Source organism: Methanosarcina thermophila TM-1, assembly GCF_000969885.1.
GTDB lineage: Archaea > Halobacteriota > Methanosarcinia > Methanosarcinales > Methanosarcinaceae > Methanosarcina > Methanosarcina thermophila.
On record NZ_CP009501.1, the window covers coordinates 134,519 to 157,527 of the forward strand.

Sequence of the window (23,009 nt, forward strand, 5' to 3'; positions counted from 1 at the left end):
CATATTTTATTACCGGCGTTACCAGAGGTTATGCTCCTCCGGCTGTCCAGTTTATAGGCTATCGGAAAATGTAGTGTCAAAGAGCTGGGATTTCAGTAATGATGGAATTACTGACTCTGCAAAAATGAATCCAGTTTATGAGTTCGTAACTCAAGGAAATTATACTGTTAATCTGACAGTAAAAAATGTGAACGGTGCAAATTCAAAACTTGCTACAATAAATGTACTGACAAAAAGCAACTCTAGCGGTGGAAACAGCGGTAGAAACTTTGGTGGAAGCAGTGGAAACAGTGAAAACAGTGGAAACAATCACAAAAGTGGCGGCATTGGAGGAGGTTCTCCTGAAACTGTAAGGAATGTCCAGGTCAAGGAACTTTTGCAGGCATTTATTACAGGTGGAAAGCCTGTAAAATTTGATTTCACAAAGAATGCAACCTATGTTGTGTATGGATTGCTTGCAGACTTCTGTATAAAAAAGGTAAAATCCAAAGTTAGTGTAAAAAAGAGTGCGACGGGTGGGATTCGAACGCACGAACTCCTACGAGACTAGACCCTGAAACCAGCAATAATACCTGATAAAAATTTGAGATATGCTCAGGTTGTCAAAAATAAGCAAGGAAAGAAGCTTCAAAAATTAGAAAAAAGGATCATCTTTGGTCAAAATATAGATCAAGATAAAATATCAACAAGTTTACTTGAGAGACAGAACCTGACTTTTAGACAGGACTATAATAGGATTTCAAGAAAAACAATAGGATTTTCAAAGGACCTAAAAAGCCTGTATAATCAAATGAGGCTTTACTGTACTCATTTTAACGTCTGTAGAGATCATAGAGGATTAACAAAAAAAGGAGAAGGGAATTCTGGAAAAGAAAACATCTGCATAAGAGTCTGGAATCACTAAAAAGAAATGGAGATTAACAGAGCTGTTAAATTACAGGTGTCAAAATATCAACTGATTAATTAGAGAGCACCAAGGTCTATCTTAATCAGATTAAAGCCAGTGATTTATCTCTGACCATAATTCGGCAGAATTATTGTCCAGTAATATACTGGCGTGTCCCTGGTCGTTCCAGCTAATGGAAGTAACCTTCTTGTTTGTTTTTCCAACCTCATTTTCATACCACCAAGAACCATAATCGCTAAATCCTCCTCCGAGTCCAACATAAAGAACTGGAGAGTCTATTTTGGAAGAATCAATTTCATACCCTTCCACATTACCCATCAGACCAGCCATATATTGATCCATATATTTTGGAGTGTAAGGGACAGCTCCCCCGTTCAAGGTGATGTCGAGTAACCGGCTCTCATCAACATAATAAAGGCCGTTGATATCTCCGCTCCAGTAATGATAATCTGGAGTATATGGGTATAGAGAAAAACTATATGTCTGGCTGGCCAAGAGCCTGAATAACTGGATATTTGTGAGCCCAGCTCCAGAGCTTCCCACTGGATTTGAGAAAGCATTGTAAGCTATCTGCATCATAACTGCCATGCCAGTACCTTGATACTCCCCTTTATCGATACTGCTGGATATAATATCATATTCCTGTGCCTGACTCTGTATTAATTCAGAATATTCAGGATTATATTTAATGATAATATCAACAGGCACTATTTTGTCAACAGATCCCAAGGGCAAATCATCGTAATCACTTGCCTCATAAGCTGTAAGAAGCAGTGCCCCATGACTGTGGCCGATTGCCATAACTTTTATGTTTTTTGCAGGCTTACCGCTTAATAAAGATGTATGGTTTCTTGATTCAGCAATACCTTTGTATGTGTCCTTCAGATGTTCATCAACAGTCCAGCTTTCCATGAAACTGAAATCGTCTTCATTTGAAGGGATATTTGTCTCTCTCCTATCCAGAATATATACACTATATCCCTGTTGAGCGTAATATATCGCCAGATCTGAATAGAACTTTTCAGTCAAACCCTGTCCGGGAAGAATTACCAGATTTTTATTTGCATTTGTATGCCAGGGACTTTTCTCCTTCACATAGTTGGTAAGAATGATATTGTCATATTCTCCAGGTCCAACGGTTACCTTAATTTTATATTCTGCCACGTCCCCGGAAACAAGACCAATTCTATCGTCTCCTGTGAAAGACAGATCTGATTTTGAATTAGCAAACAAAGAAGGATCATATGAAATCCCCAACTTACCTGACAGGATGTCATTATCACCTTGCATATCAGGAATTACGGCTGAAACCGGAAGAGAAACTGATAGCAGAACCAAGAAAGCAGCTATTAATAGTGTCAACATTTTTACGTTCTTACTTCTATGAGGCGTTAAACACACAATTGGAGCTGCTGTCGTTAAGGCTGATGAATGTATTTTTTTAGTTTTCATACTAAATTTTCCTTTCTCTGTAGTTTATTTTTCATATTAAAAATGTTAATATCCAAAGCCTCTCGTAAATTTTTAAACTTTCTCTTTTGAATCAAGCCTTTATAAAAATACACAAATGTGATTTAATATATTTAATTATCAATATGATTATAAAAATCAGATCAAAAAAATAGGGAATTTTGCACAAAAAATAAGGGTTTTATATTGAAAATTAAATAAGCTTAGAAAAGTTGAGAAATTAGACAGTTAAGTTAGTAATAAATGGAAGTGATACCGTGCAGTGTCTAGTTATAACAAGATGAATTATTTTGAGGCAGTCTCTTCAGAATAAGAACTGGTAAAAAATGAAATACAGGGAAATGACGAAATTAGTCTCTAAACAGTTCAAAACCATATGTTTAAGTGGTTTTACTCTATCTTTCAGTTCTTATTCTTAAGCTTCTCAAGCAAACTTGATACTATTTCCTTTGTATCTTTTATCTCTTGAACATCCCTATCAATGGTAATATTCAGATATCTCCTTCCTTACTTTCAGGAGGTAATAAAAAAGAGGGCTTTAAGGAGGTAATAAAAAAGAGGGCTTTCAGGAGGTAATAAAAAAGAGGGATATTAATTTTAACTGTTTCTTCATCCCTCACAAGCAAGACCGCAGTATCTTCTTCGATCCTGTCTAATGTAACTTTAAAATTCTCCGTTATTATCTCTCCAGCATGGAAACAAGTTTTTCGGCATTATCATAAAGATACGCAATATCTCCATCATTGTTCCATACATGCGCATTTTCCGATCTTCCCCAATACAGTGTATTTGCAGTGTTTGTGCCTTTTCCACTATAGAGAGTCACTGTATTCTTAGGTTCTAAGGTATAAGAAGACGGGAAAGAATATGTATGCTTCGCATCTTTGTCTTTAATTTTCCAACCTTTCATATTTACTGATGTTGTTCCTTTATTTGTAATTTTAACATATTCTTGATTTGCTGTTTGATGAGGAGCACCGACATTAAATCACTGATATAAAGTGAGTTAGATGCACTGCTCGTGTCAGTTATATCTGATTTCTTTGAATCTGGTGCTGTAACTTGTACCTTTGCCGGTTCAGATGTTGATGTTTCTGTCGGTATTACTTCACTTGTTTCTGTCGGTGTTGTATTAGGACTTACATATGGGGTATCAGATTTCTGAGTAGTTACTGTATAAGTAGACCCATCTGTTGTAACCGTAATTGTGCCATTTAAGTCTGTTCTGTAAACTTTCGAAGTCGCCTGCAATCTCTCAAGAACTTCAGCATCAGGATGTCCGTACTCGTTTTCTGCTCTAACTTCAATAACACTTACTTCAGGACTTACAGTCGAAATAAAGGTTGATCCACTGCCAGATTGGCTTCCATGATGTCCTACTTTGAGAATATCAGAATCCACATCGTAACCAGCTTTCATTATGTTTTCTTCAGTCTCCAAACCTGCGTCGCCCATGAGCAGGAAAGAAATGTCCTCATAATTTATTTTGAGAACTACGAAATTTTCGTTCAGCTCGTCGGAGTATGTAGTTCCAGGGTTCAGGATCTCAATATCAACATCAGGATCAAAATCAATTTTATGACCGGCCTGAGCTATTTCAAAAAGAATGTCTTTCTGGTCAATTATGGTCAGCATATCTTCATATGTCTGAGTTGTATGAGCATATCCACTGTCAATGAAATGATCAATTTTAAAGCCATTTATAATATCGCTCATACCACCAATATGATCACTCTGAGTTCATTGGAAAACAAAAAATTAGACTTGTAGGTCTAGGGGTTTCAAGGCTAAGGGAAAGAGACATGAGGCAGACTCTGATTACGGACTTTGTATAGGATATCCTGAATCTGGCTTAGAAGTCCACTACAAGCCTGTGACTATCTTCTAGGATGTGGAAAATATCTTTGGCTTCAATCATAAACTAAGTATATAAGGCCGAACAAGAGAGAAGCAAGAAGAAAACATGTATAATCTTTCTACGGAATATAGAAAAAAAACTGATGCGAGGGGTGGGATTCGAACCCATGAAATCCTTCGATACCAGATCTTAAGTCCGGCATCTTTTACATACTTTCTTACCGCAACTCCACAAAAGAGCAAATGAATTAATAATTAAGCAAAAAAGTAACTGAAAGAAAATTAATTGATTAAAAAGAAATAGTGCGAGGGGTGCGATTCGAACGCACGAACTCCTACGAGACTAGACCCTGAATCTAGCGCCTTTGACCTGGCTGGGCAACCCTCGCACGATATAGCTTATGTTGCAGCAGCAATAGTAGTGCTCTTTGTTCTTATACTTTTTCCTTGAAAGCCTGTTCGGAGGGCGAAATTTGTCCGAACTTTTTTAATAATTCTTTTTTCCGTGTATAAAGTTTAACCAGTTTTAAACTTTACTCTTTAAGCTTATACTCAAAAAACAGGAGGCGAAAAACCTTTTCATATCTATAAATTATAAAAAGTTGGGATTGATGAAATTTTCATCTCATCAATTTCAGGATAAGGGCTTTTTGCGCATGCAGGCGGTTTTCGGCTTCCTCGAAAATTACGGAGTTTGGTCCGTCCATAACGTCATCCGTAATCTCAAGCCCGCGCCTGGCTGGGAGGCAGTGCATAACTATTACATCCGGTTTTGCGACCTCGAGGAGTTCGGTATTGACCTGGAATTTGGCAAAGTCCTTCAGGCGCTTCTCCTGTTCGGCTTCATCACCCATTGAGACCCAGACATCCGTATAGATAATATCGGCATCTTTTGCAGCAACTTTTGGGTCGTCTGTAATTATGAACTTTCCTCCGAGGGTTTTTGCTTTCTCAAGGAACTCAGCTTTTGGCTCATATCCCTTTGGGCAGGCTGCAGCAAATTCCATTCCCATAATAGCCGAACCAAGCAGGGCAGAATTGCAAACATTGTTTCCGTCTCCCACCCAGGCGAACTTCAAGCCTTCGAATTTCTTTTTGTATTCCATTATTGTCATGAAATCGCCCAGAATCTGGCAGGGGTGTTCCAGATCCGAAAGTGCGTTGATGACGGGTATTGTTGAGTATTTAGCTAACTTCTCTACAGTTTCGTGTTTCATAACTCTAGCCATAATTCCATGAAGGTAGCCTGATAGGGTCCTGGCAGTATCTTCAATAGTCTCTCCTCTTCCTATCTGGATATCCCTCGAGTTAAGGTATAGGGCGTGTCCCCCAAAGTCGGTCATTGCAACCTCAAAAGATACCCTGGTTCTTGTGGAAGATTTCTCGAAAATCATCCCGAGGCTTTTGTTCTTCAGGAACTCTGTAGGTTCTCCTGCCTTGCGTTTTGCTTTCAGGTCTGCGGCCGATTCGAGGAGCTCATAGATCTCCTCTCTGGTTAGGTCAGTTATTGAAAGTACATCCTTCTTCATCGCTTCAACCCCGACATTATTCTAGCAAAGCTACTCCATTCTAGCTAAATTTGCTTCATTCTGGCTGAACTTAAACTTTATATTACTGCTATAGTACTTATTTGCACGCTGTATATCTGCAGGACTTTTTCAGGCATTTAACAAAATTTTCAGGAGGTTTGCCTTATTTTCAAGAGGTCAGCCCCTGAGTTCTTTCATATGGTCAATTCTCTTCTGGATAAGAGCAGCAGTTCCAATATCTCTCCGGAAGAATAGCTTTCCGTGGAGGTTCTCAAGGGCGTTCTGGGCAATCTTTTCGGCTTCAGCTATAGTTTCTGCAATCCCGACTACTGCAATTGCACGGGAAGTAGTTGTGTAAATTTTTCCTTCTTTTTCATAGACGCTGGCATAATAGATGGAAGCTTCCCCTATATCTCCTACAGTTACCTCGCTGTCCTTCTCAGGTTTATCAGGATAACCAGCAGGAACTGCATATTTACACACAGTTGCTTTTTTACTGAAGCTTACAGGCAAATCTCCAAGGGTACCATTAACCACTGCAGACATAATCTCCACGAAATCGGTCTCAATCAGGGGAATTACATTCATAGCTTCGGGGTCGCCGAATCGCGCATTAAATTCCACGACCTTGGGACCGCTGGCTGTAAGGATAAACTGCCCATAGAGCACGCCCTGATACCCGGTTCCTGTTTCCTCGTAAAGCGCCTTCACGGTATCCTTCATGATTTTCTTTGCTTTTTCAAGGTCGTCAGGAAGCATAAAAGGCAGGAGCTCTCCGGCGTCGCTATATGAACCCATGCCGCCTGTATTGGGTCCCACATCTCCCTCATAGGCTCTTTTATGATCCTGCACGGCAGGGAAGAAAACAAGGCTCTTTCCGTCCACAAAGGCCTGAAGTGTGAATTCCTCTCCTATAAAACGCTCCTCGATAACTACAGGTCCCTTCTCAAGAAGCTCGCTTGCATAGGCTTTAGCAGCTTTAAGATCAGGAAGCTGATCTCCCATGACTTTTACACCTTTGCCCCCTGTCAGGCCTGAGGGTTTTACCGCCACATCGCCAAGTTTTTCTATGAAAGCATGCGCAGGGTTTTCCTCTGTGAAAACCTCATAGGCAGGGCAGCCTTCAATTCCGTATTTTTTCATGAAATTTCTTGCCCAGGCTTTGTCAAATTCTATAATTGCACAGGCTTTTTTAGGTCCTACAACCGGAATTCCGGCTTCCCAGAGGGCATCTGCAGCTCCTGCTGCAAGGGGGGCTTCGGGACCTATGAAAGCCATTTCGATATTTTTGGCTTTTGCATACTCAACGACTTTCTCAATTTCAGTTTCCTTCTCAAGGAGAAAATCCTCACAAAGAGCGGCAATTCCGGGATTTTTTCTCGCCATTAACGCATAAAGGGAGGGTTTATGCTTGCTTTTCTTGATTCCTTCGGCGATTGCATGCTCCCTTCCGCCTCCACCGATAAGCAAAATTTTCATCTTTATTCTCCTGTTTTAAAAAGATTCTTTTTACATTCAAGTATAAGTATGGTTTCAATATGTACTGATATAAGGTGAAATAGATGAGATAAGAAAAAGGTAATGAATTTCAGTCCTCAAAACCTTTCAATGCTGCTTTATACGCTGTCTCTTTTTATTGATAATTTGTTGGCAATTTAACTAAATACATTTAGTAAGGAATGTACTGAAGGACTTCCTAATTCTCTATTTCTTCTAATAAATATCTTGTCATTGTCAGGCTTTAAATCCAACTAATAATTTTCCTTTTTGAGATCGATTTCATATTTTTATTCCAATTTTTTCCAATAATAAAAAATTCATTTTCTCCTAACCGAATACCCGGTTTTTCTTAGGAAGGTGAGAACACGTACTTTCTTTTAGATAAAAACCCAATTTTTATAAAGTAATAGTGGTTAGATTCTTTCAGGAGATGAGAAACACGAACCAAAATCCATATGAAGTTTTCCAGAAAGAATGTCCGGAAGTAGCAGCACGTTTTAATGACCTTATCGAAGCCCAGAAAGCATTAAAGGGCCTTGATGCCAAAACAAAGCAGTTGATCAACATAGCTATCCAGACTGCAAATCGAAATCCAAGAGGTGTACAGATGCATGCAATGATGGCAAAAAGCGAGGGTGCAGCTCGTGAAGAAATTATTGCTGCAGTGGTACTAAACCTTCATCACTCCGGTTTTGCTAACGTTCTTGAGTGTCTTCCTGCAGCAATTGATGGGTTTGAAGGTAAAATCTGAAACTTCCATGCAGGAATGTGCTCTCGAACTTTCCTTATTTTAAAAGATCGCTTGCACTCACAAGAGGAATAAGTTCCGTACCTGCTTCGTTCAAGTTTTCTTTCGCTCCTTCTTCCCTGTCCACGACGCTAATAACGTATTTTACGCTTGCTCCAGTTTCCCTGATAACATCAATTGCATCCCTGACCGAGCCTCCGCTTGTGGTCACGTCTTCAAGTATTACAAGCCTGTTTTTAGGTTTAATGTCACCCACAAATCTGCTCTTTGTACCGTAGTCCTTTACAGCTTTCCGGACTATGAGCAGAGGAAGTTCGGTCTCCAGGGAAACTGCGGTTGCAAGCGGCACACCTCCAAGCTCCACCCCTGCTACTATGTCCACATCCATTTGCTTTATTCTGGATGCAGCCTGCTGCGCTATAAGTTTCAGAGTTTTGGGGTCAGTACTGGCTCTTTTTATGTCTATATAGTACTTGCTTTTCTTTCCCGAGGCAAGCGTGAAGTCTCCGTAGCGGACAGCTCCACAGGCTTTGAGGGCTGCGATCAGTTCCTGCTTCTGCGTCTCTAATTCACTTTCTGTTTCCGATTTTTTCATAGTCTCACCGGTTTGCAGTCTTATAGCTCCCTGTCTTTTATTAAATCTTATCTGTCCAGTATTACCACGGTTCTTTCTTTATGCCTGTAAGGTATCCTATTATATTTGTTGTAAGGTGCATCAGAGGTGTAGTTATAAGGATTATTATCATTATCAAGGGCGTAAAATTGCTTATAAACCATTCCGGCGCTGTAAGGTATGTAAAGACCCACGCTCCTATTACAAAGTCCAGCTGGTCTACGAACGGAAGCGGAGCTCCTCTTTTCAGGCCCATCCTGCGCTTGAAGAAGCTTTTGAACAAATCTCCGAAAAGCGAGCCGAAAGCAAGTGCCAGGACAACTTTGAGAGCTTCTATGTAGTTCGGGCCAAAAGATGGCATCTCGATTCCAAGAATCTCGAACCCTCTAGAATTCAGCCAGATCTGGATGCTACCTGCAAGCGCTCCGAAAAAAACGCCTGAAAAAAATCCTCTGTAAGTTTTTCCATCTCCAAAAATCCTTCTTCCATCCTTTAGAGTCCTGCCTCCGTCAATTGGCTTTCCGCCGCCGAAAACAGCTGCAAAAGGGTTGGGAAGATATGCAGGAATCATCAGCCAGAACGCTTTAATTATTAGCTCTATCGTGGTATCAACTCTTTGTATTAGTTTTGTTTTCTTTGAAGTTAGATCAGCTTCCGAACATTGCTGTACTCCTTATTCTCCTGTGATTTGCCCATAAAACATGCAATTAACTCGTGCCTGCTGTCATGTAACTGTTGACCCTATTTAATTGTATTTATTTATTGAGGTTTAATCTCAGTTGAAGCCTGTCAATGACCTCTTACAACCGTTCTCCGAATAGTTACCTATGACAGGTAAAAGTCAGAATATGCTCTGACAATAAGAAATTGGCTAATACAAAAACCTATAAAAATAAATATTTTCAATATCAAATTTCTCAACATCAGTTTCAATTTTTATCGTTTAGATTATTAAAATTGAGACACTATCATTTTTATAATTTTTATCTCCTGAATTTTTAAACATTCCTGTCTTTTTAGAGAAATTGTTGATATTAAAAAATTATAGTATTGTTTAATTCACCCATTTCGGTCATTGCTTTCCTTCGACTGGGCTTGAAATCCCAGGTTCTAATCTGTTATCTGATCCTTTTCTCCTGAAATTGAGGTCCAAATTATTAAACAGTTGAATTATAATATTTTTATGATTATTATTGAAATTTTTTATTTAGACCAGGTTATTAAAATATATTCTACATTTGAATATTTTAAGAAAGTTACATGTGTCAGGAGTGATTGAAAGTTTTTTCAATTCCTTTTTAATATATACAACTTTAAATAGTATGAGTACATTATTAATTGTTGGAGATGAATAACCTTCTAATTATATACGTATACAGGTTTAATTCTTGAACCTGTATTGCCCTTCCCATCAATCTCATAAAACGGGGCTCTAGTAGTCGGTTACGAACATGTTATATTTGTTTTCGGTAACCGGTTGTTGGACTTAAAACGAGCACAATCTGCTACATCACGTAAAAACGATTTTTATGCCTTTAAAAATTCAAAACGGAATACGTTACCGTATAAATATATCTACAGTGTATATATTTAGGAATTGTTGTCAGTTTTGAAAGGTGATTATAAAAGAAGTCTTTAAAGGTCTAAACATAATTATCTTGAAATTATTTTTACTGACCAACTTATTCGCTAAACTACAAGTATAAAGGGGTTATCATGAAAGACTATGAAGTAAAAGTGCTGGACGAAAACGACCACATTTTTATTGAAACGTTAAGGAATCTCGGGATGTCCAGAAATGTCGCTATGACTATGGCATATCTTATGAATGTTGACGAGGCGTCATCCCGTGAAATCGAAATCAGTACCGGACTAAGACAACCTGAAGTAAGCCTTGCAATGAGGCTGATGCGCAACCAGTCCTGGGTCAACGTTCGTTCGGAAAAGAAACCTGGTAAAGGGCGCCCTATAAAGATTTATTCTCTCGCAGCTCCCGTTGACGAGATTATAAGCTATTATGAAGATAAAATTTATAAAGAATCTCAGGCAACCATCTCAGCAATTAAGAAGCTGAAGGTCATGAGTAAAAAGGTGCCTATTACTCCCTCAAAATAAAGACCCTCAAACAGAATTTGCTCCATAATGGCTGATAATCCTCTCTGGAATTCGCCCATTATGGAAGTAAATATCTTCTCATCATTTTTTCTTTCTATTTCTTTACTCTCCCTGATTCCCCTCAGTACACTCAATAATTTCGTATTAAAACCAATTCTATTTCGAATCTTTGCAGCTCTTACTGCAGTTTCTGTTCTTCCTCGCCCGTTTATATTCAAGCTTTGCACCACTTGATCATGCCGTTGCTTGGGGGTTTTCATTCAAGCCTTTTTTCAAAAGGCTTGTGATCAAGCTATTTTTCTAAAAAGTCTGCAATCAAGCTTTTTTTCTAAAAGGTTTGTGTTTGTGAAAAGGCTTGATAAGAGAAAGGCTTGATAAGATGATAGGATAAGGATTAATAAGAGTAATGTCCTGATGATAAAAATAAGCTCAAAAAAAAGGTGGAAAAAAGGAATTGTAATAAAAGGAGGGTTGTACCTTTTGCTGGCAGGTCAGCCACCTGTGACAACTCTAAGGATTGTAAGTCTGTCGGAATTGACTGCTCCATCTAGGGGGACAGCATTCCCTCCATTTAATACAAGTACTGTTTCCTGATTTATATTCAAAGTGTTTAGCAGGTCTTCGTAGGTAGCGCTCTCAGCTATTTCTACGGTCTGCTCAGAAATCTCTCCAGCTTGGATTGTTACGTGTACTCTTTTACTCACTCTATAGATCCACCGCCGCTTACCTGAATTTCGTTTACGATTTTCTTTATTAATTTCTGCTCCAGTTCATATTCTTTTCTGATGCCTTTCCTTTCTGCATTCCTTTTCTGGAACTTTCCTGCTGCCATTTTCAAATCTCCTACGATTTTTCAGGTTTGCAACATAGTTGGTATAGATCTCCTCGAGCAGACTTGTCTCTGTCTTCTAGAGATGTATATCCAGTAATTATAATGATTTTATGTTTTAATTAATTTTTTGGTTAACGATGAATGGTTAACATATTTAATTTTCCATATCAATGTCTGTTACTATTCTAAATATCGACTCCGATCATGGTTAACGTTGAACCTGATATCATTCGAAAAGTTGACAAAAAATATCTGGGATTGAATTATTAAATATAACAAACAGTACATTTTTTCCAAGATTTTATATTTTTTGGAAGTTCGGACAATAAAATATTTACTTCAAACTCAAAACAAAAAACTTTAATACATGTTTAGTTGGAAGATCAGAACTTCCAGAGAGCAGAGAAAGAAGAGGAAAGTGTTAAAAGAAATTAGCAAGAAGGCAAAAGAGATTAGCAAGCAAGAAAAAAATTAGTAAGAAAGAAAAAGAAATTAATAAAAAGGGTGGAAAATCGATAAAAATAAGAATATCAAAAATTATACTAATTCAACTATTTTTTGGCGTAATTGAATTACAACTCAATCTGCCTGAGTGCAACCATTGAGCTTAAACCGCTGCGACGCTTGACCACACCGTTGCTGCTTGGGGTTTTCGCTCAAGCCTTTTTTGAAAAGGCTTGTGATACATCAGCCGGGATTCGAACCCGGGTTCGAGCGTTGGCAACGCCCGGTGATAACCGCTACACTACTGATGTACTCTGGTGCCCAGACCCGGATTCGAACCGGGGACAACTGCCTCTTCAGGGCAGCGCTCTCCCACTGAGCTACCTGGGCAGGCAAAATTACTATTTAATTATGAATAGTAACCTGTTTTTTACTTTCCAGAAAATCTCCGGAATTTTTGAGTGGGCCCGCTGAGATTCGAACTCAGGACCTCCGCCATGTCAAGGCGACGTCATAACCATCTAGACCACGAGCCCTTTATGTTTGATTTTTTTTGCCAGGAACTCTTTGCCCGGATATTTATCTTTTAAAAAGATTTTTCGCTCAAGCCTTTTTTGAAAAGGTTTTTGATCAAACTTTTTTCTAAAAAGTTTGCGCTCAAGCAGTTTTTTGAAAAGGCTTGTGAAAAGTGCCCCGTCCTCCCGAGACGGGACTCGGGTGATACATCAGCCGGGATTCGAACCCGGGTTCGAGCGTTGGCAACGCCCGGTGATAACCGCTACACTACTGATGTACTCTGGTGCCCAGACCCGGATTCGAACCGGGGACAACTGCCTCTTCAGGGCAGCGCTCTCCCACTGAGCTACCTGGGCAGGCAAAATTGCCATTTAATTATGAATAGTAACCTGTTTTTTACTTTCCAGAAAATCTCCGGAATTTTTGAGTGGGCCCGCTGAGATTCGAACTCAGGACCTCCGCCATGTCAAGGCGACGTCATAACCATCTAGACCACGAGCCCAGTCGTTTATTGCTTCCGTTTTTCGCACCAAAGTGTAACTCCATAGTACACATCATCATTTATATAAGTTTTGGGTGGTCTAGACTTCTTATATTCAAATCAACCTCGAAAACATAAATAATTTTGCATTGTGGGAGCTAATTTTTTACTTCTGCCTCAAACTTTGGACTCTAGGCTCAAATTCTTAAGTTCCGCTCAATTCTTAAAAGCTCTTATACCTTTAACCCTTCCATCCTTTACTTACTTTCCCCATTTCTTACTTATTTTTCCAGCTTTTTCTTTATCTCTTTCCTTTAATAGACTGCTTTAATTTGTTTTCAGGTTTTGTTCTCAGAATTGTGCTATCTATGGTTGTAGCAAACATGCTTCTAAAATAGGATGAACTTCAATATCCCGGTTGAGGTAACATGAACGGAGCACTTGATGACATAGGAAAATCCCGCACAATTCTGGAAATTCAGAATAAGATTGATGCCGGGGACGCCGTGGTTCTAACGGCAACAGAAATTTGTGCGAAAATTCGGGCAGGAGAGGAGATAGGGTTTGAAGATGTGGATGTCGTAACTACTGCAACGCGCGGCATTATGAGCGGAACATACGCTGTACTTTCGTTCAAAGTTGCAGAGCCTGACTCCTTCGTCAAAGCTTCTAAAGTCCTGCTTAACGGTGTGCCTGCAGTTGTGGGTCCCTGCCCTAATGAAAGGCTCGGAATCCTTGATCTGATCGTACTCGGAACCGCTCACAGCGAGTTCGATCCCAATTACGGAGGCGGACATCTATTCAGGGAGATGGTAGAAGGAAAGACTATTAAAGTTGATGTAACTACCAGTGAAGGAAAACAATTCTCGGTGGAGACGCAGCTTTCTGAAATCCCCTATGCAAAACTCCATGCGACAAGGCACACTTTTAAGAATTACCGAGCTTTTGTAAATCCCGGGAAAGAGTCTATCAAAACTATTTTTCATGCCCTACCGTTTGAAGGCGAGTTTAAAGAAATGACTTTTTGCGGCTGTGGTGAGTTAAATCCCATTGAAAATGACCCCAGGCTCGAGACTATAGGGATCGGAACAAGAGTGCTTATCAACGGAGCAGATGGGTTTGTCACCGGTGCCGGCACTCGAAGCGCTCCGGATAATCCGAATCTTACAGGTTTTGCGGACATGCATGACATGATTCCTGAATACATGGGAGGCTTTGTAACATCTGCAGGTCCTGAAATTATCAATACCTGGGCTGTCCCAATCCCTATCCTTCATGAAGGGATGATGAAAAATATCCTGAAACTCGATAAGGAAATTCCACTAAAGCTGGTAGACCTTGCAGGCCGAATCCCGCTCTGTGAGATTACCTACGGTGATGTCTGGGATAATGCGGACCTGAATATTAAGTACGATCCCGAAAAATGCATTAATTGCATGGATTGCCTTGTAATTGAAGCCTGTCCTATGGGTGCTGTAAGACGCGGGGAAACCGGAGCTGTACACCAGCCTGAACTTTGCTTTAACTGTGGGCTTTGCATTTCAAGGTGCAGGGGAGAAGCTTTCAGTGCAAACCTGGGTTCTGTCAGATGTGCAGTCGGAGGTTGCTTCAGGGATATTAAAGTGACCCTGCGCCAGTCTGACCGTGCGAGGGCAATTATAGCCGCTGAGGAACTTAAAGAAAAAATCCTGACAGGAAGATTCAGGCTTACCGAACCTGTAGAAAAAATAAGCTGGAGAGAGTAATACTAAAAAAGGCTGATGGGAATTTTACCAGCTTTCCGGTTTTTAAATTTCCTTTAATTTTCGGCTTTTAGAGCTTCTTTAAAGCGTTTTGTAACTTCTTCAGGGCTCAGGGGGATATTCGGAGCTCCTGTATTTCCGGGTTTCAGGATTACATGTATAAAGGAAAGTTCCTGCATGCTTCGAAATTTCCTGAAAGCTTCGATTAGTCCCTCTCTGCTGTTTACTTTAGCCGTGTTCTGGATTCCACAGGCATTGGCGAGAATCTCTAGGTCAATATATCGTAGAGCGCAGGTTTCCTGTGAGCCTGTGGAGCCGTATGCACCGTTATCAAGGCATATAATTATCAGGTTTTTCGGGGCTTCTCTGGCAATCTCGAGCAGGGCATTGGGGTTCATAAGCAGACTGCCGTCCCCATCAAAGGTCACAACTGTCTTTTTAGTTCGAAGAGCTATGCCAAGCCCTATAGACGAGACAAGCCCCATTGAGCCGAACATATAGAAATTAAGATCCCTGTCCCTGCAAGCATAAAGCTCCTTGCAGGGCACTCCCAGATTTATTACTGTAATTTCATCATCGAGTTCGGAAGCAATTGCACAAATCGCATCGTTCCTTAACATGAGTGGTCTTAGAGTTTCCCTTGTAAAATTAAACCTGCATGTCCTTTCCATAACCTCCGGCTTCTCAGGCATTCCTGCAATTTCCCAGGCGCAGCACTCCGAGCCTTCCCAAACTTTCGGGGAGATCAGGGCAATATGCGGCCTTAAGTTTTCAAACGCATCTCTTATCACGTTTTCAAGGAGAGGGAGTTTTTCAGCTTCATGGATTACTGTAAATTCCAGCCCTGCTCCCTCAAGGATTGCTGACAGATGGACACCAAGCGGAACCTGTGCTTCTATGCCTTCTCTATATACTCCACGCCAGCTTGCCAGCACAGGCAGGGGGATCTTACATATTACATTCAGCGACTCCAGGGCATTTATCATATTTCCTAGCCCTGTGCTCTGGATAAGCATCATGGGCTTCCCCCCTGCAAGGTAAGCTCCCGCACAGATGCCCACACCGTTCTCTTCTCTTGTTAACCGGATTTCTGGAAAATTCTCTGAAACCAGGGGAAGCAGGTTCTTGATTCTGTCACAGGGCAGAGTCGCAGCAAGGTCTATCCCTGTTTTTTTCATAATTGCTATAACTTCTTCTTCCGGATTTGCCATGGAAGCGCCTCTTTAGCTTTCCTTCTCTCACTTTTCTGTAACTTTCTGAACACAGCTAAGATCTTTCTTTAATCAGTTTTTTCCCAATCAGATCTTTCTCAGACCTAGTCTTTTTCCTAATCAAAGTTTTTTGGATCATATATTCAGTTCTTCTAGAGGCATGTCCGGATCTGTGGCAGTAGCTACTGGCGGGACCTGGGAAAGGTTGAAGTCCTCTTTAAGACGTTTATATCCCCCACCTGCAACATTCAGGAGAATGGTATCATCCCTCGAGACCTTTCCTGCCTCTACAGCTTTTAATAGGGACGCTACTGCAACTGCCGAAGGGGACAGGATATCGATTCCTTCCAGGGATTCAAAAAGGGACTTGGCTTCAAGGGCTTCTTCTTTCGTAACTGCATACATTATTCCGTCAGTGTCTACAAGAGCATCATAAAGCCCGCCTGTTACCCCGTACGGGGGAGCCCGATTGGTAAGTACTGTGGCATAAGTTTCCTCGATCTGTTTCTTTGCGTTCTTCATATCAAGTTCGGGAATAATATCTCTTCTCCTCTCCTGCCAGGCATTGTACATTGGCACAAAAGGAAGGTTCTGGGAAAGCTGAAGTTTCGCAAGTTTTTGCCCGAACCGCCCGTCATCCCTGAGGCGTATTGAGGCTTCCCAGGCTGAGATTCCTCCAGTCCCACTTCCGACAGCCTGGAAATAATGGTCAGGAATTCTCCCTATGGTTACGGCTGCATCCAGCATTACAGTGCCCATCCCATCTCTTCTGGCAACATTTCTAGCCCCACCTTCGGGAACCATGCCAGGCAACTTTGCAATCCGACCCGCAAGATTGATAGCATCAGTGTAATCATTTCCGGGGCTCATGCGTATAAGATGAATGGATTCGGTTGGTTCTTCGGGCAGCCAGAGACTTGAGATTCCCGAATCTGGCACCACTATATAAACATCAATTCCTGTCAAAGCCGAGACGTGTGCAAAAGCCCTGCCCGTGTTTCCTGCAGAGGCAAGAACTATTGCTTTTCCCCCGGTTTCTTTCAGAAGCTGCATGGTCGGGTAGGCTTCAAGTTCTTTGAAACTGCAGGTTTTAATGAACGCACTTCTTTCGGGCCAGTATCCACTGAACCCTATATAAAGGTTTGAAAGCCCTAGTTCCCTGGCAAAGGCTTCACTTTTGTAGGTTATAGGTCCCGCGTCCGTGATAAGTTCTTCCTGAACCGGAAGCCAGGAATGAAATCGTCCAATACCTGGCTGGTTTCTTAGTTCCAGCTTTTTTTCGAAGTATTCTGTCCGTAAAAAGGAATCATCGTTCTCACAGGTGAGCCTGTGTTCCTGATCGTATTCTCTTCCACACTTGAGACATTTAAGTTTGAATCTTCCCATCGCAATCAAAGAAAATTGGGTTTCTTATTAAATATATATTCCTAAAATTCGTACAAAATCGTCTTTTTGTACTAAATCATAAAATTAATGTCCTTAAGTGGATATTCTTTTCTTCAGAAAGGAAGAAAAATCACATTCAAATGTATAAAGCTAGAAAAATAAAATTGACTGTAAAGAGATGAATGGGGTAAAAGGAATAGAAAAGCTGCTTGAATGGAGTGAAATTGGAATATTAAGTGTTGGATCACTAAGTATCAGTTAATGGTTAATTAAAAAGCTAATAAATATTAAATAAAAACTAATTAAAAATTAAATAAAAGCTAATTAAAAATTAATTGAAAGCTAATTAAAAATTAATGAAAGCCATCTGAAAGTTACTAATCCAATTGAAAGTTACTTTATAGTTACTTAAAAGTTATACTGAGCAGTCTCAAGCATCGTAAAATATATTCGGAGTGGAGTCTGCGTTTTCACTGTTTCTCCTGGCACCATTGGGATAAATCACAGTAAGGATATCAGGTGACATGCCGAATTTTCGGGACTCATGCAGGTAGTTCTCATCACTCCGCCTGGAGACGCCCTTCACTTCAATTACTGCACTGCTTTTCCCTATCTCCTTGACTTCCACATTTTCAAAATCATAAAAAATCTCCTCTATTTTGGGCTCCAGATGCTTGCTCCCAAAAAGAAATATATACACCTGGGCAAAAGGGCTTAGATGGTACTCAATACTGATTCTCGCATCAGTTTTACTGAACGCGATTTCCATTCTATCAAGGTGGATGTACTTCCCTTCCCTGAACTGGTCAGTATTAACAATCCCCGGAGATAACTTTGCAGCCATCAGGGCAGCCGAAATTATCAGCGCAATCGCAATTATAGCTTTTATTCTCATGGCTCTTACGCAATTATTATTCTTTAATCTAATATTTCTTTTCTCTATTTTTGCAATAATATTAAATATTGCCAGTGTAAAGCTACTCCTGACTAACTGACAAACTCCAGTGAGATCAAAGACAACGAGACAAGAAAATGAGCAGAAATATTAACTTCGTGTGCCCCAAATGCGGTAATAATTCATACGAAACCGGCGAGATCCGCACTACAGGCGGTTTTCTCAGTAAACTCCTCGATCTCCAGAACAAGAAATTCACCCACGTCACCTGCAAGCGCTGTAAATACACCGAATTCTACCAGGCTGACAGCAGCATGCTTGGGAATATTTTCGATTTGTTTACGTAAAGTCAAGCCGCAAAACGAATTCTCTGGCAAAATTGCCAGCCTTCTTACTTTTTTTGCTGTTTTAAGTACTTGTTATCCTTAGCTGAAGAGTAGCATCTTTAACGGAGCTTGAGGAGGTTTTGAGAGATTAATAAGGACAGTTCGTAGAAGTTTCCTTCCGATTTTCCTTTTTCCATTAAGGATAAGGTCTTTTGAGATTGCTTTTCCGCTGAATTTCTCAAACGCTCTGACACAATAAAAGAATTGATTCAGAATAGCTTAAATATTGTGTTTTTTTACTCTGTAGTTGTAGCAAAAAGTGTGAATAAGAGATAGAGATTGTTTGCTTCTTTTTCTTTTCATGCAGGGAAAAGCTGCGCCGAGGCGCATGGACAAAAAAGGTAAATAATGTTAATGGAGAAATAAAGCAAGAAAAAGATACGGAGTGTTGGGGGAAGGGTAGAATCGAGATTTCTGAGATTAGAAAACGAGAACAAATATACCTTCTACTTGTGGGCATCTTTCTCGCAGCTATCCTTATTTATACCCTCTATGTTGGGCAGCTTCTCTGGGGCATAATTATCGATATCCTGATTCTGAGGCTTTACTTCCTGCTGAAGTGGGAAAGAAGTTACTTCACGGAATGTTACCAGGATGAAGAAGAAGCCGGGACCCTGCATGACCCCCGAATGAGAAGGAAAGTCAGGCTTGCAAACATCGCCATTACCCTTTTCGCGCTTGGGCTAGTCATTTATTCATACTTTACTTTCCAGTTTATCTGGGGGGTCGCTGCAGGCCTTTTGGTCTTATTTTATATGCACATGCTGCTGTTTTCGGAAAAAAACCTTTAAATCTGGTGGTATCAGGTTTTGAGAAGTCCCAGGTCTCGGGGATCTGTAGGCTTTAAGATTTTAAGATTTACAGGTTCTGTAATGCTGCGCATTTAATCTGAATTCGGTCTGAGAACCTCAAACCTCTTCCGTACTTTCCGTGTTCCCCGTATTATCTGGGTTCTCCAGTATTTCCTGTTTTTCCGCATTTTCCAGTTTTTTCAGCCTTTCGCGGGTTAAAGCAATCGCTTCTGCTACGTTTTTATTTTCGGGCTGCTGGTTGAGGAGATTTTCCTGCATGGTAAGAGCTTTTTTAAGGTTTGATTTCGCAGAATCGTGATTTTCCGGACCCTGCTGGATAAGGCAGTTTCCAAGCTGGCTGAGTGCGACTGAAAGTCCCGCCTGGTAGTCGAGGTAGTCTGGCTTTTCTTCAAGGAGCTTTTCGTAAAGCTCAATTGCCTGCCTGAGAACCTCCTGTGCTTCTTCAAAAGAGCCCATTTCCGCGAGGAGAGCTGCATAATTATTCAGATTCTCGCCGGCATAGGATCGGAAAACCGCATTCTCAGGCTCTTTTGCTAGGAGGTTTGCATAGATCTCACGGGCTCGGGTGTAATATTCGGCAGCTTGTGAAGTTTCACCTTTCTTTTTAAGCAGGTTTCCGGTATTGCTCAGGGTTGTGCCCATATAGTGCTGGTAATCGACATTCTCAGGATCGGCTTTAAGTAGTTCTGAACCTGCATCAATCGCCCTCTCATAGGTCCCAAGGGCATCATCATATTTCGCTGCAGTATAAAGAATGCTTCCGCGCGTAAAAAGAATATAATAGAGGGCATCAGTGGATTTTGACTTTCTTGCCGAGTTTTCGGCTTTGTCTAGGGTTTCAAGGGCTTTATCCAGCTTACCTTTTTTGATATGGGCTACAGCACTATGAATCTGCTTAAGAAGGAGGAGATTTCTTACCTTGCTTCTGGACATAAAAGAAAAATGCCCCTTGTATTTTTAAATAGCTGTCGATGTCGATTTGTGGGCAACCAGAAGGGCAAGGCATTGAATTAACTTTGAATCAGCTTTGAATTAACCTTGAATCAGCTTTGAATCGACTCAATCCAGCTCTGAATTGGTCCCAAGTTGGCGCACATGCTTAATGTATATATAGGGGAGATGTCATAAAAGATTTGAGACTTCCTAAACATTGATTTGAAAGTTAATTTTCGATTGTGCTTTCGAATCAGATGGATGTCCAACTAGCGAATAGTATATAATAAGAGGTTTCTATATATTGTATATTGTATATACAATGGTAGGTTAATTTTATATACAGTAAGTTTATATAATTAGCCGAAAGTATGGAGAGGGTACTACAGTAACTTTAAAAATCAGTTATTGTAACATCCACTTTTCACCCATCATTTTATCACTAATCTCATTATTTTTAGAAAACTTCAAGTATTTATATTAATCAGTAACGTCTATTCAACAACGTTCGAATATGTGAGCTAACCATGGTGAATAATACTAATAAGAATATAGACGAGTCTTCGGGGAAGATGGACGATCCCACTCAAAATATGGGGGAACCCGTTCAGACCGTAGACAAGTCTGCGGCCAACCAGGAGAGGGATGAGTCCGGTAGGGGTATGACTGAGCCTGAACCCAACCAGATTAAGGCCGCGTCTGAGTCCAATCAGGACATGGATGAAGATGAAGATATTGATATTGGCTTTCATTTTGAAGACACTTCTAGTATAGAAGTGCCCAAACTTCTTATCGACCAAGTGCTGGGGCAGGAGCATGCCGTAGAAGTCGTGAAAAAGGCAGCCAGCCAGAGACGGCACATCATGATGATAGGGACTCCAGGAACAGGGAAATCCCTTCTTGCAAAAGCAATGGCAGAACTTCTTCCTAAAGAGGAGCTCAAGGATATTCTTGTATACCCTAACCTGGAGGATCTGAACAATCCCAAAATAAGGGAGGTTCCTGCAGGAAAGGGCAGAGAAATCGTCATGGCTCACAAGATGGAAGCTAGGAAGAAAGTCCAGGCAAGAAATATGCTTATGATGCTTTTTGTTGTGGGCATTGTTATTTACTCTTATTTTGTTGCCCAGTTGTTATGGGGTATTATTGCAGGCATTATGATACTCATGTTAACCCGCCAGTTCTTGCCTAAAGAAGAAATGATGATTCCAAAACTGGCGGTTTCCAATTACGACAAAGAGCACGCACCCTACATCGATGCAACCGGAGCTCACGCAGGAGCCCTGCTCGGCGATGTAAGGCACGACCCATTCCAGTCAGGTGGGCTTGAAACCCCCGCTCACGATAGGGTAGAGGCAGGAGATATCCACAAGGCACACAAAGGTGTGCTCTTTATTGACGAAATCAACACTCTCAAGCTGGAATCCCAGCAGAGTCTTCTTACTGCACTTCAGGAAAAGGAATATCCAATTACCGGACAGTCCGAGAGAAGTTCGGGAGCACTTGTCAAAACCGAGCCCGTACCCTGTGACTTTATCATGGTCTCTGCAGGAAACCTGGATGCTGTGCAGAAAATGCATCCTGCGCTCAGGTCGAGAATAAAAGGCTATGGTTACGAGGTCTATATGCGGGACTCGATGGAAGACACTCCCGAGAACCGGAAGAAATTGGTCCGCTTCGTGGCTCAGGAAGTTGTCAGAGACGGTCATATCCCTCACTTCGATGAAGGCGCAGTAAAAGAAGTGATCCGTGAAGCCAGAAGGCGGGCAGGCAGGAAAGGACACTTAACCCTCAAGCTGCGTGACCTTGGAGGTCTTGTGCGTGTGGCAGGGGATATTGCCCGTTCCGAAGGCGCTCCATTGACAACTGCAGAGCACGTACTTGCAGCAAAGAGAATTGCAAGATCTATTGAACAGCAGCTTGCAGACAGCTACCTAGAACAGCGCAAGGATTACGAATCCTTCCTCAGAGAAGGTTCTGCTGTGGGCAGGGTTAACGGACTTGCAGTCATGGGCGGAGACTCAGGAATTGTACTCCCTATTGTATCCGAAGTCACTCCTGCAATTTCCGGAGCCGAAGGAAGAATTATAGCAACAGGCAAACTCAAGACGATTGCAAAAGAAGCGGTGCAAAACGTCTCTGCTGTGATTAAAAATATGACCGGTACGGATATCACCAGACATGATGTCCATATCCAATTTGTAGGAACCTACGAAGGTGTAGAGGGAGACAGTGCATCGGTTTCCATTGCAACTGCTGTTATATCTGCCATAGAAAAGATTCCTGTAGACCAGACTGTAGCAATGACAGGTTCCCTTTCAGTCAGGGGCGATGTCTTGCCTGTAGGAGGAGTTACCTATAAGATTGAGGCTGCAGCCCAGGCTGGCCTGAAGAAAGTCATTATTCCTAAAGCAAATGAGGCAGATGTTCTTATCGAGAAGGCTTACAGGAAAAAGATTCAGATTATCCCCGTTTCCTCTATTGCTGAGGTAATGGAACACAGCCTTGTAGGTCCGAAAAAGAACTCAATTATTGAAAAACTTCGATGTATTACAAAGCTCAGCTTTGATATTCCCGAAGTTACACCTGCTTCCGTACAGGCTAAGAATCTTCTTGGGTGCAGGAACTGATC

General features: G+C 41.0%; 21 protein-coding genes and 7 tRNA genes. 8 read left to right on the forward strand and 20 right to left on the reverse strand.

The window, feature by feature from the left end:
* The first annotated feature begins 73 nt into the window (after positions 1–73).
* Together MSTHT_RS00590 and MSTHT_RS00595 are read left to right on the forward strand one after the other, a co-directional pair.
* A complete protein-coding gene (locus tag MSTHT_RS00590) occupies positions 74–550 on the forward strand; it encodes a PKD domain-containing protein (protein ID WP_048166130.1) in 477 nt (158 codons plus the stop codon).
* Positions 551–583: 33 nt separating this feature from the next.
* On the forward strand, positions 584–904 hold the full coding sequence (locus MSTHT_RS00595; RefSeq protein ID WP_052721781.1) for an IS1 family transposase: 321 nt from the start codon (positions 584–586) through the stop codon (positions 902–904).
* A 90-nt stretch (positions 905–994) separates the two neighbouring features.
* Here MSTHT_RS00595 and MSTHT_RS00600 read toward each other — a convergent pair whose 3' ends face one another.
* The 6 genes from MSTHT_RS00600 to purD all read right to left on the reverse strand — a co-directional run bounded on the left by MSTHT_RS00600 (position 995) and on the right by purD (position 7,242).
* Complete coding sequence (locus MSTHT_RS00600; protein WP_231588123.1) at positions 995–2,359, reverse strand: hypothetical protein; 1,365 nt, start codon at positions 2,357–2,359, stop codon at positions 995–997.
* 697 nt (positions 2,360–3,056) lie between these two features.
* Positions 3,057–3,287, reverse strand: a complete 231-nt coding sequence (locus MSTHT_RS13620; protein WP_052721782.1) for a lamin tail domain-containing protein — start codon at positions 3,285–3,287, stop codon at positions 3,057–3,059.
* Between the two features lie 2 nt (positions 3,288–3,289).
* Complete coding sequence (locus MSTHT_RS00605; protein WP_052721783.1) at positions 3,290–4,093, reverse strand: ComEC/Rec2 family competence protein; 804 nt, start codon at positions 4,091–4,093, stop codon at positions 3,290–3,292.
* 445 nt (positions 4,094–4,538) lie between these two features.
* Positions 4,539–4,623: transfer RNA gene (locus tag MSTHT_RS00610), tRNA-Leu, on the reverse strand.
* Between the two features lie 231 nt (positions 4,624–4,854).
* Positions 4,855–5,763 carry an ornithine carbamoyltransferase gene (gene argF / locus MSTHT_RS00615; RefSeq protein WP_048166131.1) on the reverse strand — a complete coding sequence of 303 codons (909 nt, stop codon included), beginning with the start codon at positions 5,761–5,763 and terminating at the stop codon, positions 4,855–4,857.
* A 177-nt stretch (positions 5,764–5,940) separates the two neighbouring features.
* On the reverse strand, positions 5,941–7,242 hold the full coding sequence (gene purD, locus MSTHT_RS00620; protein ID WP_048166132.1) for a phosphoribosylamine--glycine ligase: 1,302 nt from the start codon (positions 7,240–7,242) through the stop codon (positions 5,941–5,943).
* Positions 7,243–7,693: 451 nt separating this feature from the next.
* Between purD and MSTHT_RS00625 the strand changes: the two genes are divergently transcribed.
* The gene (locus tag MSTHT_RS00625) at positions 7,694–8,014 is read left to right on the forward strand and encodes a carboxymuconolactone decarboxylase family protein (RefSeq protein WP_048166133.1); all 321 of its coding nucleotides are present in this window, start codon (positions 7,694–7,696) and stop codon (positions 8,012–8,014) included.
* 34 nt (positions 8,015–8,048) lie between these two features.
* On the opposite strand, the gene pyrE is transcribed toward MSTHT_RS00625, so the two are convergent.
* Positions 8,049–8,606, reverse strand: a complete 558-nt coding sequence (gene pyrE / locus MSTHT_RS00630) for an orotate phosphoribosyltransferase (RefSeq protein WP_048166134.1) — start codon at positions 8,604–8,606, stop codon at positions 8,049–8,051.
* 61 nt (positions 8,607–8,667) lie between these two features.
* A complete protein-coding gene (locus MSTHT_RS00635) occupies positions 8,668–9,216 on the reverse strand; it encodes a CDP-2,3-bis-(O-geranylgeranyl)-sn-glycerol synthase (protein ID WP_259274561.1) in 549 nt (182 codons plus the stop codon).
* Between the two features lie 1,124 nt (positions 9,217–10,340).
* Here MSTHT_RS00635 and MSTHT_RS00640 point away from each other — a divergent pair.
* Complete coding sequence (locus MSTHT_RS00640; RefSeq protein ID WP_048166136.1) at positions 10,341–10,739, forward strand: transcriptional regulator protein; 399 nt, start codon at positions 10,341–10,343, stop codon at positions 10,737–10,739.
* A gap of 491 nt (positions 10,740–11,230) precedes the next feature.
* Here the strand turns inward: MSTHT_RS00640 and MSTHT_RS00645 are convergent, their stop codons facing one another.
* From MSTHT_RS00645 to MSTHT_RS00675, 8 genes are all read right to left on the reverse strand, one after another.
* Positions 11,231–11,443 (reverse strand): MoaD/ThiS family protein, encoded by a 213-nt coding sequence (locus MSTHT_RS00645; protein ID WP_048166137.1) that lies wholly within the window; start codon positions 11,441–11,443, stop codon positions 11,231–11,233.
* The gene (locus tag MSTHT_RS15275) at positions 11,440–11,571 is read right to left on the reverse strand and encodes a hypothetical protein (protein ID WP_259274556.1); all 132 of its coding nucleotides are present in this window, start codon (positions 11,569–11,571) and stop codon (positions 11,440–11,442) included. Before MSTHT_RS15275 ends, MSTHT_RS00645 begins: the two co-directional genes overlap by 4 nt.
* A 683-nt stretch (positions 11,572–12,254) precedes the next feature.
* Positions 12,255–12,326, reverse strand: a tRNA-Gly gene (locus MSTHT_RS00650).
* Positions 12,327–12,330: 4 nt separating this feature from the next.
* Positions 12,331–12,405 (reverse strand) — tRNA-Phe (locus MSTHT_RS00655).
* 72 nt (positions 12,406–12,477) lie between these two features.
* Positions 12,478–12,551, reverse strand: a tRNA-Val gene (locus MSTHT_RS00660).
* Positions 12,552–12,736: 185 nt separating this feature from the next.
* Positions 12,737–12,808 (reverse strand) — tRNA-Gly (locus MSTHT_RS00665).
* Between the two features lie 4 nt (positions 12,809–12,812).
* Positions 12,813–12,887, reverse strand: a tRNA-Phe gene (locus tag MSTHT_RS00670).
* Positions 12,888–12,959: 72 nt separating this feature from the next.
* Positions 12,960–13,033: transfer RNA gene (locus MSTHT_RS00675), tRNA-Val, on the reverse strand.
* Positions 13,034–13,440: 407 nt separating this feature from the next.
* Here MSTHT_RS00675 and MSTHT_RS00680 point away from each other — a divergent pair.
* Positions 13,441–14,757 carry a methanogenesis marker 16 metalloprotein gene (locus tag MSTHT_RS00680; protein ID WP_048166138.1) on the forward strand — a complete coding sequence of 439 codons (1,317 nt, stop codon included), beginning with the start codon at positions 13,441–13,443 and terminating at the stop codon, positions 14,755–14,757.
* 53 nt (positions 14,758–14,810) lie between these two features.
* Here MSTHT_RS00680 and comE read toward each other — a convergent pair whose 3' ends face one another.
* The 3 genes from comE to MSTHT_RS00695 all read right to left on the reverse strand — a co-directional run bounded on the left by comE (position 14,811) and on the right by MSTHT_RS00695 (position 18,246).
* On the reverse strand, positions 14,811–15,965 hold the full coding sequence (gene comE, locus MSTHT_RS00685; protein WP_048166139.1) for a sulfopyruvate decarboxylase subunit beta: 1,155 nt from the start codon (positions 15,963–15,965) through the stop codon (positions 14,811–14,813).
* 135 nt (positions 15,966–16,100) lie between these two features.
* Positions 16,101–17,351: a cysteate synthase gene (locus MSTHT_RS00690; RefSeq protein ID WP_048166140.1), complete on the reverse strand. Its 1,251-nt coding sequence runs from the start codon at positions 17,349–17,351 to the stop codon at positions 16,101–16,103.
* Positions 17,352–17,781: 430 nt separating this feature from the next.
* Positions 17,782–18,246, reverse strand: coding sequence for a hypothetical protein (locus MSTHT_RS00695; RefSeq protein ID WP_048166141.1), 465 nt, complete (start codon positions 18,244–18,246; stop codon positions 17,782–17,784).
* 137 nt (positions 18,247–18,383) lie between these two features.
* Between MSTHT_RS00695 and MSTHT_RS13865 the strand changes: the two genes are divergently transcribed.
* Both MSTHT_RS13865 and MSTHT_RS00705 read left to right on the forward strand, forming a co-directional pair.
* Positions 18,384–18,593, forward strand: coding sequence for a zinc ribbon domain-containing protein (locus tag MSTHT_RS13865; protein WP_082086700.1), 210 nt, complete (start codon positions 18,384–18,386; stop codon positions 18,591–18,593).
* A 491-nt stretch (positions 18,594–19,084) separates the two neighbouring features.
* On the forward strand, positions 19,085–19,423 hold the full coding sequence (locus MSTHT_RS00705; RefSeq protein WP_082086701.1) for a hypothetical protein: 339 nt from the start codon (positions 19,085–19,087) through the stop codon (positions 19,421–19,423).
* 117 nt (positions 19,424–19,540) lie between these two features.
* Here MSTHT_RS00705 and MSTHT_RS00710 read toward each other — a convergent pair whose 3' ends face one another.
* On the reverse strand, positions 19,541–20,377 hold the full coding sequence (locus tag MSTHT_RS00710; RefSeq protein ID WP_082086702.1) for a tetratricopeptide repeat protein: 837 nt from the start codon (positions 20,375–20,377) through the stop codon (positions 19,541–19,543).
* A gap of 527 nt (positions 20,378–20,904) precedes the next feature.
* Here MSTHT_RS00710 and lonB point away from each other — a divergent pair.
* The gene (gene lonB, locus MSTHT_RS00715) at positions 20,905–23,007 is read left to right on the forward strand and encodes an ATP-dependent protease LonB (protein WP_048166144.1); all 2,103 of its coding nucleotides are present in this window, start codon (positions 20,905–20,907) and stop codon (positions 23,005–23,007) included.
* Positions 23,008–23,009 lie beyond the last annotated feature (2 nt).

Coding starts and splice junctions, on each gene's coding strand:
- purD (WP_048166132.1), bottom strand. CDS start 7,242: ATGAAAATTTTGCTTATCGGTGGAGGCGGAAGGGAGCATGCAATCGCC.
- MSTHT_RS13620 (WP_052721782.1), bottom strand. CDS start 3,287: ATGAAAGGTTGGAAAATTAAAGACAAAGATGCGAAGCATACATATTCT.
- MSTHT_RS00695 (WP_048166141.1), bottom strand. CDS start 18,246: ATGAGAATAAAAGCTATAATTGCGATTGCGCTGATAATTTCGGCTGCC.
- MSTHT_RS00710 (WP_082086702.1), bottom strand. CDS start 20,377: ATGTCCAGAAGCAAGGTAAGAAATCTCCTCCTTCTTAAGCAGATTCAT.
- MSTHT_RS00600 (WP_231588123.1), bottom strand. CDS start 2,359: ATGAAAACTAAAAAAATACATTCATCAGCCTTAACGACAGCAGCTCCA.
- MSTHT_RS00640 (WP_048166136.1), top strand. CDS start 10,341: ATGAAAGACTATGAAGTAAAAGTGCTGGACGAAAACGACCACATTTTT.
- MSTHT_RS00605 (WP_052721783.1), bottom strand. CDS start 4,093: ATGAGCGATATTATAAATGGCTTTAAAATTGATCATTTCATTGACAGT.
- comE (WP_048166139.1), bottom strand. CDS start 15,965: ATGGCAAATCCGGAAGAAGAAGTTATAGCAATTATGAAAAAAACAGGG.
- MSTHT_RS00625 (WP_048166133.1), top strand. CDS start 7,694: ATGAGAAACACGAACCAAAATCCATATGAAGTTTTCCAGAAAGAATGT.
- MSTHT_RS00680 (WP_048166138.1), top strand. CDS start 13,441: ATGAACGGAGCACTTGATGACATAGGAAAATCCCGCACAATTCTGGAA.
- MSTHT_RS15275 (WP_259274556.1), bottom strand. CDS start 11,571: ATGGCAGCAGGAAAGTTCCAGAAAAGGAATGCAGAAAGGAAAGGCATC.
- MSTHT_RS00690 (WP_048166140.1), bottom strand. CDS start 17,351: ATGGGAAGATTCAAACTTAAATGTCTCAAGTGTGGAAGAGAATACGAT.
- lonB (WP_048166144.1), top strand. CDS start 20,905: ATGGTGAATAATACTAATAAGAATATAGACGAGTCTTCGGGGAAGATG.
- pyrE (WP_048166134.1), bottom strand. CDS start 8,606: ATGAAAAAATCGGAAACAGAAAGTGAATTAGAGACGCAGAAGCAGGAA.
- argF (WP_048166131.1), bottom strand. CDS start 5,763: ATGAAGAAGGATGTACTTTCAATAACTGACCTAACCAGAGAGGAGATC.
- MSTHT_RS13865 (WP_082086700.1), top strand. CDS start 18,384: ATGAGCAGAAATATTAACTTCGTGTGCCCCAAATGCGGTAATAATTCA.